This window comes from Streptomyces sp. A1136 (genome assembly GCF_004795055.1).
Taxonomy (GTDB): Bacteria; Actinomycetota; Actinomycetes; order Streptomycetales; family Streptomycetaceae; genus Streptomyces.
The window spans coordinates 22688-38125 of record NZ_SSBJ01000036.1; the positions used below are offsets into that span (position 1 = coordinate 22688).

At 73.2% G+C, this 15438-nt stretch carries 12 protein-coding genes and 1 tRNA gene; 5 read left to right on the top strand and 8 right to left on the bottom strand.

The genetic code is table 11. The features are described from left to right. Entirely contained in the window at nt 1-1665 is a 1665-nt protein-coding gene (gene ettA, locus E6R62_RS28920; protein ID WP_136216440.1) for an energy-dependent translational throttle protein EttA, read from the bottom strand. 115 nt (nt 1666-1780) lie between these two features. Here ettA and E6R62_RS28925 point away from each other — a divergent pair, with 115 nt between their 5' ends. Then, complete coding sequence (locus E6R62_RS28925) at nt 1781-2362, top strand: hypothetical protein (RefSeq protein ID WP_136216441.1); 582 nt, start codon at nt 1781-1783, stop codon at nt 2360-2362. A 26-nt stretch (nt 2363-2388) separates the two neighbouring features. Here E6R62_RS28925 and E6R62_RS28930 read toward each other — a convergent pair whose 3' ends face one another. From E6R62_RS28930 to E6R62_RS28950, 5 genes are all read right to left on the bottom strand, one after another. Beyond that, nucleotides 2389-3912 (bottom strand): bifunctional phosphatase PAP2/diacylglycerol kinase family protein, encoded by a 1524-nt coding sequence (locus E6R62_RS28930; protein WP_136216442.1) that lies wholly within the window; start codon nt 3910-3912, stop codon nt 2389-2391. Nucleotides 3913-4153: 241 nt separating this feature from the next. Further along, nucleotides 4154-5284, bottom strand: coding sequence for a thioester domain-containing protein (locus E6R62_RS28935; protein ID WP_240801968.1), 1131 nt, complete (start codon nt 5282-5284; stop codon nt 4154-4156). Between the two features lie 317 nt (nt 5285-5601). After that, entirely contained in the window at nt 5602-6009 is a 408-nt protein-coding gene (locus tag E6R62_RS28940; RefSeq protein ID WP_136216443.1) for a single-stranded DNA-binding protein, read from the bottom strand. 99 nt (nt 6010-6108) lie between these two features. Next, a complete protein-coding gene (locus tag E6R62_RS28945; protein WP_136216444.1) occupies nt 6109-7926 on the bottom strand; it encodes a YfjP family GTPase in 1818 nt (605 codons plus the stop codon). A gap of 4 nt (nt 7927-7930) precedes the next feature. Next, entirely contained in the window at nt 7931-9538 is a 1608-nt protein-coding gene (locus E6R62_RS28950; protein ID WP_136216445.1) for a dynamin family protein, read from the bottom strand. Between the two features lie 332 nt (nt 9539-9870). Between E6R62_RS28950 and E6R62_RS28955 the strand changes: the two genes are divergently transcribed. Together E6R62_RS28955 and E6R62_RS28960 are read left to right on the top strand one after the other, a co-directional pair. Then, nucleotides 9871-9943, top strand: a tRNA-Arg gene (locus tag E6R62_RS28955). 315 nt (nt 9944-10258) lie between these two features. Further along, a complete protein-coding gene (locus E6R62_RS28960) occupies nt 10259-11344 on the top strand; it encodes a DNA cytosine methyltransferase (protein ID WP_240801969.1) in 1086 nt (361 codons plus the stop codon). An 82-nt stretch (nt 11345-11426) separates the two neighbouring features. Here the strand turns inward: E6R62_RS28960 and E6R62_RS28965 are convergent, their stop codons facing one another. Then, nucleotides 11427-12521, bottom strand: a complete 1095-nt coding sequence (locus E6R62_RS28965; RefSeq protein ID WP_240801970.1) for a glycosyltransferase — start codon at nt 12519-12521, stop codon at nt 11427-11429. 267 nt (nt 12522-12788) lie between these two features. On the opposite strand from E6R62_RS28965, the gene E6R62_RS40345 reads away from it, so the two are divergent. Further along, nucleotides 12789-13865 carry a hypothetical protein gene (locus E6R62_RS40345; protein ID WP_206308875.1) on the top strand — a complete coding sequence of 359 codons (1077 nt, stop codon included), beginning with the start codon at nt 12789-12791 and terminating at the stop codon, nt 13863-13865. Nucleotides 13866-13965: 100 nt separating this feature from the next. On the opposite strand, the gene E6R62_RS28975 is transcribed toward E6R62_RS40345, so the two are convergent. Continuing rightward, nucleotides 13966-14487, bottom strand: coding sequence for a phospholipase (locus E6R62_RS28975; protein WP_240801971.1), 522 nt, complete (start codon nt 14485-14487; stop codon nt 13966-13968). Between the two features lie 370 nt (nt 14488-14857). Between E6R62_RS28975 and E6R62_RS28980 the strand changes: the two genes are divergently transcribed. After that, nucleotides 14858-15400, top strand: coding sequence for a hypothetical protein (locus E6R62_RS28980; RefSeq protein ID WP_136216447.1), 543 nt, complete (start codon nt 14858-14860; stop codon nt 15398-15400). Nucleotides 15401-15438 lie beyond the last annotated feature (38 nt).

Below are 15438 nucleotides of genomic sequence, written 5' to 3' on the forward strand. Positions count from 1 at the left end.
TCAGCCTCGGGTCAGCTTCTTGTAGGTGGCACGGTGCGGGCGCGTGGCGTCCGGGCCGAGCCGCTCGACCTTGTTCTTCTCGTACGACTCGAAGTTGCCCTCGAACCAGAACCACTTGGATTCGCCCTCGTACGCCAGGATGTGCGTGGCGACCCGGTCCAGGAACCAACGGTCGTGGGAGACGACCACGGCCGCACCGGGGAACTCCAGCAGCGCGTTCTCCAGCGAGCCCAGGGTCTCGACGTCGAGGTCGTTGGTGGGCTCGTCGAGGAGCAGCAGGTTCCCGCCCTGCTTGAGGGTGAGCGCCAGGTTCAGGCGGTTGCGCTCACCACCGGAGAGCACACCGGCGGGCTTCTGCTGGTCCGGGCCCTTGAAGCCGAAGGCGCTGACGTAGGCGCGGGACGGCATCTCGACGTTGCCGACGTTGATGTAGTCCAGCTCGTCCGACACGACCGCCCAGAGGGTCTTCTTGGGGTCGATGTTGGAGCGGCCCTGGTCCACGTACGAGATCTTGACGGTCTCGCCGACCTTGATCTCGCCGGAGTCCGGCGCCTCCAGGCCCTGGATCATCTTGAAGAGCGTGGTCTTGCCAGCGCCGTTCGGGCCGATGATGCCGACGATGCCGTTGCGCGGCAGCGTGAAGGACAGGTCGTCGATGAGGACCTTGTCGCCGAACGCCTTGGAGAGGTTGTTGACCTCGACCACGATCGAGCCCAGGCGGGGGCCCGGCGGGATCTGGATCTCCTCGAAGTCGAGCTTGCGCATCTTGTCGGCCTCGGCCGCCATCTCCTCGTAGCGAGCGAGACGGGCCTTGGACTTCGCCTGGCGGCCCTTGGCGTTGGAGCGGACCCACTCCAGCTCTTCCTTGAGGCGCTTGGCGCGCTTCTCGTCCTTCTTGCCCTCGACCTTGAGGCGCTCGGCCTTCTTCTCCAGGTAGGTGGAGTAGTTGCCCTCGTAGGGGTGGGCGCGGCCGCGGTCGAGCTCCAGGATCCACTCGGCGACGTTGTCGAGGAAGTAACGGTCGTGGGTGACGGCCACGACGGCGCCCTTGTACTGGGCGAGGTGCTGCTCCAGCCAGTTCACGGACTCGGCGTCGAGGTGGTTGGTGGGCTCGTCGAGGAGCAGCAGGTCGGGGGCCTCCAGCAGCAGCTTGCAGAGGGCCACGCGGCGCTTCTCACCACCGGAGAGGTTGGTGACCGGCCAGTCGCCGGGCGGGCAGCCCAGCGCGTCCATGGCCTGCTCCAGCTGGGCGTCGAGGTCCCACGCGTTGGCGTGGTCCAGGTCGTCCTGGAGCTTGCCCATCTCCTCCATCAGCTCGTCGGTGTAGTTCGTCGCCATTTCCTCGGCGATCGCGTTGAACCGGTTGAGCTTGCCCTTGATCTCGGCGACGCCGTCCTCGACGTTCTCCAGGACGGTCTTGGACTCGTCGAGCTTGGGCTCCTGCATGAGGATGCCGACGCTGTAACCGGGCGAGAGGTAGGCGTCGCCGTTGGACGGCTGCTCGATGCCCGCCATGATCTTCAGGACGGTGGACTTACCGGCGCCGTTCGGGCCGACCACGCCGATCTTCGCCCCCGGCAGGAAGTTCAGGAAGACGTCGTCGAGGATCACCTTGTCGCCGTGCGCCTTGCGCGTCTTGCGCATGGTGTAGATGAACTCAGCCAAGAGAAACCGTCCGGCAGATCGATGGTGGGCAGATACACCCCATCTTGCCAGTCGTCCACAGCCCGGGGCGAATGGGTAGGTTCAGACGCCCCTGAGCTGGGGTGGAGGAGGAAACGTGGACAACGCCTGGCAGGCCCTCGCCGGCACGTCGATCGCGGTGGCGGGCACCCTGATCGCGCCCGTCCTGTCCCAGCGGCTCGTCGCACGCGCCGAGTCCCACCGCTTGGAACGTCAGGAACGCGCGGCGGCCGCCCAGTGGACCCGCGAGCAGCGGGCAGCGGAGTCGGACAAACGGCGTGCGTGCTACGTGACCTCGAACTCCGGCTACCGCCGCTACCGCATCGAACTCATGAAGTACCTGTGGCTGGTGCACAAGGGGGAAGCCACCGACGAGGCGCGCACGGCGCTGGAGGACGCGCGCCACGCGATGCACGCTTCGTTCGCCGAGGCGCAGATGATCGCCTCCGACGCGGTGCTGGCGGAGCTGGACTCCATGTCGCAGACCCTCGCGCACATGTACGACCGGGTGATGCGCCTGGAGGAGGGCGGTCCCGACCCCGGTGGGTCGTTCGAGGAGATACGGGCCGGTCTCCTGCGGGCCAACGAACAGTGGGTGGTCATGCGCGGAGCCATGCGGTCCGACCTGGGAGTGGCCGATGCGGGAGCGGCCGCGCCGCCGGCGGCCCCGGCCGGCTGACCGGGGGCGGGGCCGGGGCCGGGGACTCAGTGTGGGCGGTAGACGGTGAGGGCGTGGGGCAGCGCGTCGAGGACGAGGGCGGAGGGGGCGTGGGCGTACTCGCCGTCGTAGGCCAGGGGCGTTCCCTCGGGGATGTCCCCGACGCGCAGGCTGCGCAGCTTCGTCGCGGCGTGGACGGGGGAACGGGTGAGGGGGCCGGCGAAGGCGGCGGCGAGGAGGCGGGGGCCGGGGCGGCCGCCGCCGTAGACCATCCGTACGTCGAGCAGTCCCTCGCCGAGGCTGTCACGGCGTCGGGGGGTGGGGCCGGTGCCGTGGTAGGTGCCGTTGCCCGCGAAGAGCAGCCAGACCTTACGGGGCCGGCCGGCCAGGCGGAGCGCCACGGGGTGCTCGGCGCGCAGCACCCGCCAGGCCGCGAGCAGGGCGGCGGGGCCGCCGCCGATCCGGGGCGCCCAGCGCAGCCGGTGCCGTAGCAGTTCGGGGTAGGCGCCGATGCTGAAGGTGTTCAGGAAGTAGCCGGATTCGGCGGGGCCGTCGGCGGGGCCGTCCTCGACACGGTCGGGCCGGGGTGCGGGGTGCGGGCCCGGGGTGAAGCGGCCGACGCCGACGCGGACCGCGTGCCCGGCGGCCAGGGCGCGGCAGGTGTCCTCGGCCCCGGCGAGCCCGAGGTCGAGGACGAAGTGGTTGAGGGTGCCACCGGGGAACACCGCCAGGGGTTTGCCGGCGCGCAGGGCGGCCGTCGCGGCGGCGTTGATCGTGCCGTCGCCGCCGCAGATTCCGAGCACCGTGGCGCGGGAGGCCGCCGCGGCCAGTTCCGCCGGCAGTTCGGAGGCCGCGCACTCGATCAGTTCGGCCTTGGGCAGCCGGTCCAGTACGGAGTCCAGCCCGGCGCGCGCGGCCGTGCCCGAGTCGGTGTTCACCACGACGGTGAGCCCCTCCCCGTCGGGCAGGGCGGGGGCGCCGACCACCTTCCGTTCGTCGCCCGGCACGACCCGGGCCTCCTCCACGTCCCGCGCGAGCCGGCGGACGACCAGTCCGGCGGCGACACCGAGTGCGGCGCCCGCGACCACGTCGGAGGGGTAGTGCACCCCGGTGTACACCCGGGAGAACGCCACGGAGGCGGCCACCGGTGCGAGGAGCGCGCCCCACCCCGGGGCGTCCAGGGCGAGCCCGGTGGTGAAGGCGAAGGCGGAGGCGGAATGGCCGGACGGGAACGAGGTGGTCCAGGGCTGGGTGTTCAGTCGGCGTACGGCGGGAACGCCGTCCAACAGTGGCCGGGCGCGGCGCACCGACCACTTGCCGACGGTGTTGATGGTCGCCGAGGCCAGCGCGAGCGAGGCCGCGCCGCGCACCGCGGCCTTCCTGGACCGGGTCGAGCCGAACACGGCGATCGCCGCCGCGGCCCCGCCCCACAGCACACCGTGGTTCGCGGCCCGCCCGAGGCGGGGCAGCACCTTGTCGGCCCCGGGCCAGTGCCTTTGGGCCACCGCGTCGAACAGCCGCCGGTCCCACCGCGCGAGCGCGCCTTGCCAGGTCAGCTCCTGATCAGCCATTGCCACCGCCTACCCCGAGAGCGTGATCCGAATCAACCATCCCGGTGCCCGGACCACGCGCGTCCACGCCGCCCGGCGCCGGACGCGGTACCCGCATGGCCGCCCGGTGACAGGCCGCCGACGCGGCGGCTCCCGGGGCGCCCCCGGGGGCTCGCCGCCCGGCGGCGCGGGGCCGCCCCGAACGGCACCGGCGGCGCGGGGCCGACCCGGACCACACCGGCGGGGCGGGCCGATCCGTCCGCTACAGGTCTTCCTCCGCGCCCGGCTCGTCCTCCAGCGGGCGCTTGCGCAGCAGCAGGACCACCATGCCGCCCAACACCACCAGGCCGACCGCGAGCGCGGCGATCACCGGGGTCGCCGCCGAACTGCCGCTGGTGGCGAGGCGTTCCGGGTCGGCGGGGTCGTCCGGGGAGGACAGCGGCACCGCCGCCACCCCGCCCATCGGCGCGGTCCCGGGCGCGGGCCAGACGGCCGTCCCGGCGGCGGTCGTCGCGACTGCGCTGGAGCCGGCCACGATCTGCGTCTGCTCCGGGATGCCGTTGGCGAAGGCCCGTCCGACCGGGACCCTGGTGGAGCCCTGGACGACGACCGAGGCGTGCCCGTCCGGGGTGCCCGGGGGCACCTCGAAGTAGAGCCGGGTCCCATTGCCGGCGGTGGTCAGCGGCCGCCCTTCGGCGTCCACCACCCGCACACCCATGGCCACGGCTGCCGCGTCCGGGGCGACCGTCACGCTCTGCGCGCCCGTCCGCACCGTGATCGGCCCCAGCCGGGCGCCCGTCGGACCCGATACCGGACCGGACACCTCCGCGGGCTCCAGCCCTAGCGACGCGGGCGGCTCCGGCAGCCGGGCCGCCTCCCGCTGGAGGTAGTCGGCCAGTTTCTCCGCCTCCGGGTCCGCCGCCTCGACCTGCGCGCCGTCGGCCAGCCGCCAGATCGCCACCTGGGTGCCCGCCGCCGCGCTCTCGGCGGTGAGGGAACCGGCCCCGGCCGCCTTGGCGAGCCCGGCCAGATCGTTGAGCTGCGGGTAGGAGTGCTCCAGCACCCAGCGGATGCGGCCCGCGTCCTGGTTGGCGGCGAGCAGGGTCCCACCCCACCCGCTCTCGGTGTACCGGGCCTCGGGCTGCGCGTAGCCCGCCGCCCCGACCCCGTACGTCTGGAGCATGCCGCCGCCGTCGACGCGCATCTCGCACAGCCCGGCCGGGATCCGCCGGACCGTGCCGTCCCCGCTGTGCAGGACCGCCTGCCCGTACGTCTTCAGCCCGTCCAGCACGGCGCTCGCGCCCCCCGGCGTCGCCCGGTCCGACGCCGAACCGGAGTCGGCCGCGGCCTGCGCTCCGGGCGCGGCGGCGAGGGCCGCGGCCAGCAGGGCCACCGCCAGCGGGCGCCGCCCGGAGACCCGCGGGGAAGGACGCCCGGCGACCGGAACCGGAACCCGCTCCGGCGGACCGTCAGGGCTCGGCAGACCGTCAGCCAGAGCCGGAACGCCGCCGGGCAGAGCCGGAAGGCCGCCGGGCGGGAGCGGGACACCGTCGGCCCCCGGGACGGGCGGGACCGGCGGTGGGCCGGGAGCGGGAACGGCGGCGGGAGCAGGTACGGAGGATGCGGGAACAGCGATCGACACAGTCTTCCCCTTCGGGCCGGAGGCCCAGGTGCCCGTGAGTACCGGGTGATCTTAGCCGCCTCGAACACTCAGCCCACCGCCGCGTTCTGAGGGGGCATCAGCGGCACGTCCGTTCTGACGACCCGACGGAAGGCCGCAGTCCCGCGGTTGAGGTCGTGCCCGATGGTGACGGCGTCGATGTCCGCCGAGAACCAGCGGACGCCCTCCCCGTCGGGCGGCCCCTCACGGACCCGCAAACGCCCGTGCACCACCAGCGGTTCCCCGACCGAAACGGAACTCGCCAGGTGGACCGCCAGCGCCCGCCGCGCCCACACCGTGTAGAAGCTGGTGGACCCGTCGGCCCACACCTCTTTGCGTCGGTCGAAGTACCGCGGTGTCACCGCGAACCGGAACCTCGCCGACGGACCCGCCGGCGTCTCCTTGAAGTCGATCCGGGTCGCCACATGGCCCACCAGCGTCACCAGGGTGTCGTTCATCCCCGTTTCCCCTCCCCGCGTCGCACCCCCGCCCGGACCGTCCGCACGGGGTACGACCCATGCTGGCCCGCCGCTCCCCGTCCCGCCCGGGCCTGTGGATTACTGGCGGGTTGTGGACAACCTCGCCACCGTCGCGTACTGCTCGCGCACCTCCCGGTACCGCAGCAGCTCCGCCGCGACCGGCTCCAGCACCCGGGCCCGGCCGCATCCCGCCGCAGCCTGCCGCAGCCGTCGCTCCGCGTCCTGCCCGTAGCGGCGCGCCGGTCCGCGCGCCGCCATCGAGCAGGCCCATTCGACGAGCGGACCGCCGACGATGCCCGCGATCATCAGTAGCACCGGGGGCATCAGGCGCGGCTCCAGGACACCGATGATCTGCCCGGTCAGCCACAGTCCGCCGAAGATCTGGAGCAGTGTCATGGCGGCCTGCGCCAGTACCGCCGCCGGCCACCACTTGGGCCGCGGCGGCTTGGCCTTGGGCACGGCGACGGCCGCGCCCAGGGTCACCGCGATCTCGTCCAGCGCCTCGGGCAGTCGCTCGGCCCCGCGCACCGCCGTCTCGCGTACCGCCTGGGCCCACGGCTCGGGCAGCCCGACGACCGCCTCGTCCGCGACGATCCGTACCGCCTGCTCCACCCGCTGCCGGGCCGTGACCTCCTCCTCGGCCGGCGCCGACAGGGCTCCCGGGGAGCGCCCGATCGCCGCGAGGGCGGCCAGCCCTGACAGGGAGCGCGGGGCGCGCCTGCTCTCGTACCAGCGCCACAGCCGCAGCCACGGCGTCCCGCACGCCTTGCCGGCGTTGCGTCGCCAGGCCCGCTCGGCGGCGAGCCCCGCGGCGTACGCCCCGACCGCCTCCGCGAGCCGGTCTTCGAAGGCGGCGCGCGCCGCCTCCCCGATCTCGGGCCCCGCGTGACCGTCGGCGACGTACAGCGGATGCAGGCGCGCCGCGGCCCTGTCGACATCGGCGGAGATCCGCCGGGTCGCCGCGCCCTTCTCCTGGGTGAACTGGCCCAGTAGTTCGCGCAGTTCCCCGACCCCCTCCCCGGTCAGCGCGGACAGCCCGAGGACGGTGGCGCCGGGCTCGCCGTGCTCGCCGAGCGCCATGCCGTCCTCGTCAAGCAGCCGCCGCAGGTCGTCCAGGACCAGGTCGGCGGCCTCCCCGGGCAGCCGGTCCACCTGGTTCAGTACGACGAAGGTCACCTCCGCGTGCCCGGCCAGCGGTCGCAGGTACCGCTCGTGCAACACGGCGTCGGCGTACTTCTCCGGGTCCACCACCCACACGACCGCGTCGACGAGTGCCAGTACCCGGTCCACGTGTTCGCGGTGCGCGACGACCGCCGAGTCCAGGTCCGGCAGGTCCACGAGGACCATCCCGCGCAGCGCCTCGGCCTCCGGGGTCTCCCGGGGCCGGCGCCGTAGCCGTCCCGGGATCTCCAGCCGGTCGAGGAGCCCGGCGGCCCCGTCGGACCAACTGCACGCGATCGGCGCGGCGGTGGTCGGGCGGCGCAGCCCCGTCTCGGAGATCTGCACTCCCGCGAGGGCGTTGAAGAGCGTGGACTTGCCGCTTCCGGTGGCTCCGGCGATCGCGACGACCGTGTGCTGGGGGGACAACCCGCGCCGCGCCGCCGCCTCGTCGAGCACCCGACCGGCCTCGGCGAGGCTCGTACCGTCGAGGATGCGGGTGCGGGAGAGGCCGACCAGTTGGCGCAGCGCGTCCAGACGGGTCCGCAGGGCCTGCGCCTCGGGGCTGACCGGGGGCGCTGGTACCTTGCCGCCGTCGCCGCCGGCTCCCGAGACGGCCCGCACGAGCGCCTCGTCGCTGTCGTCGCCTTCCGGGCCTTCGCCGGTGGGCTTGGGGCGCGAGCGTGCGATGAAGCCGTCGTCCCAACGTTCCTCGCTGCGGTCGGTCAAGGCGCTCACCGTGTCACCTCTCCTTCTGCAGTACGGACAACGCGGCGATCAGCTCGGCCTGTGGTTCGGGGTTCACTTCCAGGGCCTCCAACGGGGCGAGCCGGCGGTCCCGTTCGGCGCGCAGCACCTGGTCGAGGTGTTCGGCGACGAGTTCCCCGCCCCGGTCGCGCAGGCGCAGGGCGGCCTGCGCGCCGATCCGCTCGGCGAGCTTCTCCCCGGCCGGGCGGGCCCGTTTGCCGCCCAGCAGGGCGGAGACGAGGAGGGCCGCGACGCCGTCGGGGTCCGGCGGCGGCTGCCGGTCGAGCTGCGCGACCTCTTCCTCGGCGAGTTCCTCCAGGACCCGCCGCCAGCGGCGTACGGCCATGCCGATACGTTCCGCCGCCTCGCGGTCGGGGGCCGGCACGGGCAGGGCCGCGGCGGCCGGTTCGCGTCGCCAGGCGCCGGCGATCCGCTCGTCCGCGGCGGCGACCGCGCACTGCAACAGCGCGGCGAGGGATTCGGCCAGCGAGTCGAGCAGTTCGTCGGCGCTCGTGTCCAGGGGGTAGCCGCGCCAGCGGGTCAGCGCGTCACCCGCGAGTACGGCCCCTCGGTCGAGCCGGTTGCGCACCCGCCTGCCCTCGCGCTTGTACGCGTCCTCCACGGCCGCGGTCAGCCGTACGGCGGCGGCGTGCTGGGCGGCTACGGCGGAGGCGAGTTCGGGCATGCGGCGGCCGAGGGAGTCGAGCGCGCCGAGGGCCGTGCGCCCCACGGCGTACTGGCGGGCGGCCGGGTCCGTGGCGTGGTGGCTGAGCCACTCGAACAGCGGCGCGACGGCGCTGGCCGGCAGCAGCCCGCCCCCGCCGGCCGACTCCGGCAGCTCGGGGACGGTGAAACGCGGGACGTCGCCCAGCCCGGCCCGGTTGAGCAGGGCCCCGTACTGCCGTGAGACGTCGGCGAGCACCTGGTGCGGGACCCGGTCGAGGACGGTGACGAGGGTGGCCTTGTACTGCTTGGCGGTGCGCAGGAGGTGCCAGGGGACGGCATCGGCGTACCGGGAGGCGGTGGTGACCATGACCCAGACATCGGCGGCGCAGATGAGTTCGGCGGCGAGCGTCCGGTTCTCGACGACGAGGGAGTCGATGTCGGGGGCGTCGAGGAGGGCGAGGCCCCGCGGCAGGGTGGAGACGGTCTCGATCCTCAGTTCGCGGGTGACGTGAAGAGGTCCGCGCGGATGCGTCCTTCTGGGTGTGGGGCGTACGTCCTCCTCGTCCTGGGGCGCCCATACGCGGGTCAGGTCGGGCAGGACCCGCATGCCGGCGAACCAGTGGTGGTCGTCGGGGTGGCAGACGAGCACGGGGATGCGGGTCGTGGGGCGCAGGACACCGGCTTCACTCACCTGGCGGCCTACGAGAGAGTTGACGAGAGTGGATTTACCGGCCCCGGTGGACCCGCCGACGACGGCGAGGAGCGGCGCCTCGGGCGCCTTGAGCCGGGGTACGAGGTAGTCGTCGAGCTGCGCGAGCAACTCGGCTCTCGTCTGACGGGCGCGCGGGGCGCCGGGTAGGGGCAGCGGCAGACGCACGGACGCGACCCGGTCGCGCAGGGCGGACAGGGCATCGAGCAGCTGAGGCCGAACATCCAAGGTCACCACATGCGAAGAATGCCCAATTTAAGGCCATTTTTGAAGCTTATACGCCCTCTGCGCGCCGACCGCGACTCCAGCGGGACATCATGGACACGGCGGACGAGTGGGACGCAGGCATAACGAGTGCACAACACCCAGGGGCGCCGCGGCGCAAAAGCGATGCGAGAATCGCACCTGCCTGCGATTATCGGACCGCTTCACCGAACCTCCACATCGTGGCACGCGGGTGAAGCAACCGGGACAAGGCGACCGGAGCCCTATCCTTGACCCGGCACGGACCACAGTCCCACCCCCACCCAGGGGCTCCAGGCCACCACGGCCACCTTCCGGCCCCCGTAGCTCAGTGGATAGAGCAGGTGCCTTCTAAGCACTTGGCCGCAGGTTCGAGTCCTGCCGGGGGCACTCTCTCCACACGACCCGCGACCCTCCCCCCGGGGAGGGCTCCGCGCCCGGCACCCCGGCGCCCCGGACGCGGGCCGGATCGCCCCGGTCGGCCGCGCCGAAACCCGGTGCGCGGATCGCCGATGGCGCGTTTCCTCGCCCATGAGGTCGACCGGTGATCACATCCCCCTCACACGTCCGTGGGGAAGGGCCGCCGTGGGGCGCGCGATACCCTGGGGCGCTGCCGAGCCCTGGAAGACCGCGCCCCGAGCCGGTCGGAGCACCGGCGGCCGCCCCCATCGACTCAGTGGAGATCAGGTGCATCCGGTCCAGATCGTGGACTTGTTCGCAGGCCCCGGCGGACTCGACGTGGCCGCCACGAAGCTCGGCGTGGCCGCGGCGGGCGTGGAATGGGACTCTGCGGCCTGCACGACACGCCGGGCCGCGGGCCTGGTCACCGTGGAAGGGGACGTACGGCGCTACGGCCCCTCCCATTTCCCGGACGCCGACGTACTGGCCGGTGGGCCTCCCTGCCAGACCTTCACCGTGGCGGGCGGCGGGGCGGGCCGCAGGGCGCTGGACGACGTGCTCGCTTTCGTCGCCCGCATGGTCGCCCGCGAGGGGCGCGAGGAGATCGCGAAAGACCTCTCGAAGATGGAGGACGAGCGAACCGGCCTGGTCCTGGAGCCTCTCCGGTGGGTGCTCGAAGCGATCGACGTCCACGACGCGCCCTACCGCGCGATCGTCCTGGAGCAGGTTCCCGCGGTGCTGCCGGTCTGGGAGGCGTACGCGCAGGCCCTTCGGGGCGAGGGCTACTCCGTCGATTGCGGCCTTTTGCGGACGGAGGCGTACGGCGTTCCCCAGACACGCAGGAGAGCCGTCCTCATCGCCCGGATGGGCGGTGAGGACGTGCGGCTGCCCGCGCCGACGCACCGTACCTACCGCAAGGGCCTCCCGCGCGACGCCGGCGACAGCACCTTGCAGCCGTGGCGGACGATGGGAGAGGTGCTGCCGGAGCGCGAGTCACCCTTCCACGTGGTGTCCAACTACGGGACGGGGGGGGACCCCAAGGCCCGTGGGCGGCGCAGCTCTTCGGAGCCGTCGGCCACCGTCACGGGCAAGATCTCGCGCAACCGCGTGCTGGCGCCCGACGGCGGCGAGGACCGCTTCTCCCCCTCCGAAGCCGGCCGGCTGCAGACCTTCCCCAAGGACTACCCGTGGCTGGGGCGTGACGTGGGCCAGCAGATCGGCAACGCCGTCCCGCCCCGCCTGGCCATGCACGTCCTCTGCGCCGCCTTCGGTTGGGCTCCCCCGTCCGACGCGATGCTGCGGTCGCTCGAAACGTGGGAGACGCAACCGGCGTTCGTGCCGGACGCCCGCGTCCGAGAGCCCGAGGTCGCGAGCGTGGCGCAGTACGTCTGAGCGACACGGGGGCGGGAGCGGACCCCCGGGTCACCGGGGCGGGAAGCGGGGACCTGGGCGCCTTCCGGGCGCGGCACGCGCTTCAGGTCGTCGACCCGGCCGGTTCGGGGATCGGGGCCAGGCGGTTGACGGCGAATTCGCGGTTGACGAGCGTCTGCTCGCGATGGGCCTCGGGGAGGTCCGGCAGGGCGAGCAGACGGTCGCAGGCTTCGAGCGAAGCGGCGTGGTCACCCACCCAGTAGGCGGTGATCGAGTACTCGAACAGCAGCCCCCAGCGGTACACCCACGGCTGCGTGAAGAGGAGGTCGTCCGGGCGCGGCCGGTCGAGCGCGGGTCGGACGAACGCGTGCGCCGAGTGGTAGCGACCCATCCGGCGCAGGCGGGTCACCAGTTCGTAGCAGGCTTCGAGGCGCTGCGGGCGGGTCTCCCAGGCGCGTGAGAGGGCGTCCATGGCGGACGGCCAGTCGCCGGAGTCGGCCCGCAGGATGCCGGATTGGAGCAGGGCGAAGTACACCTCTTCGGCCCAGCCGCCGAGCCGCGCGCGCCGCTCGTAGAGGGCGATCGCCTCGTCCGTGCGGCCCATGTCGCGCAGGGTCTGGGCCAGGTAGAAGACGGTGCGGGCGTTGTCGGGGTCGCGTGCGAGCTCGGCGCTCAGCAGCCGCTCGTCGCGCTCGAACTTGTCGTGCTTGGAGCCGCCGTCGCCAAAGTCCTCGATGACGAGGGCGTCCAGGTTCTCCTGGGAGTGGTGCTGGTCGGCGGTCAGGTACTCGTGGGTGACGCCCTGGTAGCGCCAGGGGAGGTCGCCGCGGACCAGGCGCTTGATGCGGTACTCGGTCGGGCCCTCGTGGCGGAGCATGTAGGCGTCGGCCGTCAGCGGCGGGAGGGGGCCGTCGCGCCGGATGACCAGGTCGGCGTCCATGAGGAGCAGGTAGTCCGCGCGGCCGCGGGCGTGGGCGATGTTCAGGCTCCGGTTGTGGCCGAAGTCGCGGAAGGGTTCCTCGTGGAGTTCGCCCGGGACGCCGTGGAGCGCCGAGCGGATCAGCTCCTGGGTTCCGTCGGTCGAGCCGGTGTCCGAGATGACCCAGGTGTCGACGAGGTCGCGGACGGAGGCAAGGCATCGTCCGATGACCTTCGACTCGTTCTTGACGATCATGCAGAGGCAGATGGACGGCTTCACGGCATCACCGTTTCGTGCGGTTCGGGCCGGGCGAGCTGGCGACATGCGACCTTATGGACCGCTTCGAGGGGGCGGCCGGCGGCACGCCGACGCACGCGGCCGGGTCCGCCTGGGGCACGCGTCCGTTGGGGCTCGTCTTGTAGGCCAATCCGTTAATACGCAGGCAAAAACCTCAAGCCGCCCCACCCCGGCTCCGATGACGGCAGGGGAAGCGTGAAATCCGCTTCCGGGCATCCCCCCTGATCCTGCTCGACAAGGAGCACACGAATGAGTTCTGGGCCCACGAACCGGTCCTACCTCGGACCGCTTCCCCAACGCGGCAGCCGGCTGAAAGGCGGCGTCGTCGCGTCGCTCGCCCTGCTGCTCACGGGAATCGCGAGTCCCGCGATCGCCATGGCGCCGCACGCCGTGACCACATCCGACATCCGTCTGTCGGGTCCGATGATCGGTGGCGACGACGACCACTGCCAGGGAAGGCCCCACCACCACGACGGGCGGCCGGAGGACGGCGGGCAGGAAGAGGAGAACGGGCAGGCCCGACTCGGGCAGCCGGGCCCGGAGAAGGTGGTACCGGGTATGCAGCCGGCCAAGAGCCCGGCTCACGGGGACAAGTGCGAAGGTCCGACCGGCCCGACCGGCCCGACCGGCCCGACCGGCCCCGAGGGCCCTCCCGGACCGACGGGTGACACCGGGCCGACGGGTGACACCGGGCCTGCCGGACCTGCGGGACCCGCGGGACCCGCGGGACCGGCCGGCGAGCCTGGTGCGGCGGGACCGGCCGGGCCCGCGGGCGTGGCGGGACCGGCAGGCCCTGCGGGTGCGGCCGGACCGGCGGGACCGGCCGGGCCCGCGGGCGCGGCGGGACCGGCAGGCCCTGCGGGACCCGCGGGACCGGTCGGTCCGGCGGGCCCGTGCTCCGACATCGACGCCTTCGCCCCTTCGCTCGGCGAGGACTTCCAGGCCGTGCTCACCGGCGGCAAGACGTTCGTCGGCAAGGCCACCTCGCTGGGCGGGACGATCGTCTGGCAGGACCTCACCAACACCACGGCCACCGCGACCGACCCGGCGAACCCGAACTACCCCTCCGGTGTCTGTGGCATCGCCATCGAGGCACGGGGCAACAACGCCTACGTGAAGGCCGTGACGGTGAGCGGGACCGTGTGGCAGACGCACGGCGACATCGAGGGCAACACGTTCGTCTGGGACGAGGGTTGGTTCCAGACGACGACCCCGGCGCCGGTGGTGCTCCGGGGCAAGAAGTCCGCGACGGCCATGAGGCCCGCCGCCGGCCCCAAGGGGGTGGCGAGCCCCAAGGTCGCCCCGCAGGGCGTGAAGCGCCCCTGACCCCGCGGGTCTTGGCGTACGGAAGTACCGAGGCAGTGCGGTGACGTGTGCTGTGTCCGCCGGTTCGCGGGGCACGGCACACTGTCGCGTCCGGGGTGGTTCAAGGGGCGGACTGGGAGGCGGTGGCAAGGGCCGCGCCGGTGGGAGCGGTGGTCGGGGTCGGGGCCGCGGCGCCCGGGGCGGCGGTGGTCGGGCCGACGCCGAATGTCTTGACGGCCTGGTAGTACGTCCAGGCGGTGCTGAGACAGGAGGCCCTGCGGGCCCCCGCGTAGTGGGCGCACACGCGCTTCAAGTCGGCGTGGAAGGCGTCGTCCAGGCGCGGCTTGTAGGCGCGGAAGAGACCCGCCGCCCCGTAGTTGCGGTAGCCGAAGTCGTGGCGCGCGCAGGCCATCCGGAAGGGGAAGCCGAACGGGTTGTCCGGGGAGGTGGTGCAGTAGTCCGTGGTCCAGTCGAAGTCGTACGCCGCCCAGTCGCGCCGGTGGGCGCGCGCGTCGGCCCAGGCGTCGTAGCTCGCGACGCCGGTCTGGGTCCAGTCGCCCAGTACCCGTGGCTTGTCCGACGGAGGCACGACCGCGAGCAAACCGGCTGCCGCGGAGGCGAGGAGCGGGGCGAAGAGGCGCAAGGCGATCCTCCGAGGGACGACGCCGGTGGTTACGGCTCCTCTAACGCGGCGCGAGCCCGCAGGTGTCGGGGGCCCACGGGGTGCGTACGCCTCAGGTATGACGCCGGAACGCCCACCGGGGGAAACGCGTCCCGGCTGTGGGGGTTTGGGGCGAGGCCGGGCACCAGGGCCTCGACCGGGTCGGTTCGCGTGGCGCGGGTGTAGAGGACGCGCCGCCGAGCGGCGCGTGACGGGCGCTCCACGCACGGCCGGAAGCCGCCCGGCGGACGCGCACCGCTCTCAGGTATGAGTCCTGTCAGACTTGCGGCAGATTTTTGATTCGTTCTGCGGAGGGACGCGCGAGCGGGCCCCCAGGCGAACACTTGTCGTCATGAACCGCCGTCCGCTCGTCATCGTCGCCGCCGCAGCCGGAGTCCTGACCACCGCCGCCCTCGCCCTGCCCCACCTCCCGCCGAACCCTCTTTCCGAATCCTTCAACGCGAGCGTGTTCAAGGAGCAGGGGAAGCACTTCGCGACCGCCGCAGATGCGCCCGCGCGCGGGGACGCGCCGGTGCGCGGGAACCGGGCGTTCGCGCTGCCGAGCTGGGTGCCCAAGGACGCCACCGACATACGGGTGCGGGTACGCACTGACGGCCGGGCCCGGCTCATCCGGTTCACCCTCGGCGCGACCCCGCTGGACGGCCCGCAGTGCGCCACCGGGACGCCTCACAAGGTGCGGGGCCCCGGACTGAACGCCCGGTGGTGGCCCGGTGACGCCCGGGACGGTGCGCGGCCCGAGTGCCGGGACCACTACCAGTACCAGGTCGCGGTGCGCGGCAAGCGGGTCTACGCCTGGACCGATGGGACGCCCTCGCCGGGCGGCCTCATACCGCAGAAGTCTGCGCCGGTGGTGCGGGCGTCCGCCCAGCGGTAGGCCGGTCCGTCGGGGAGTGCGCGGCAGCGGTGCCCCCT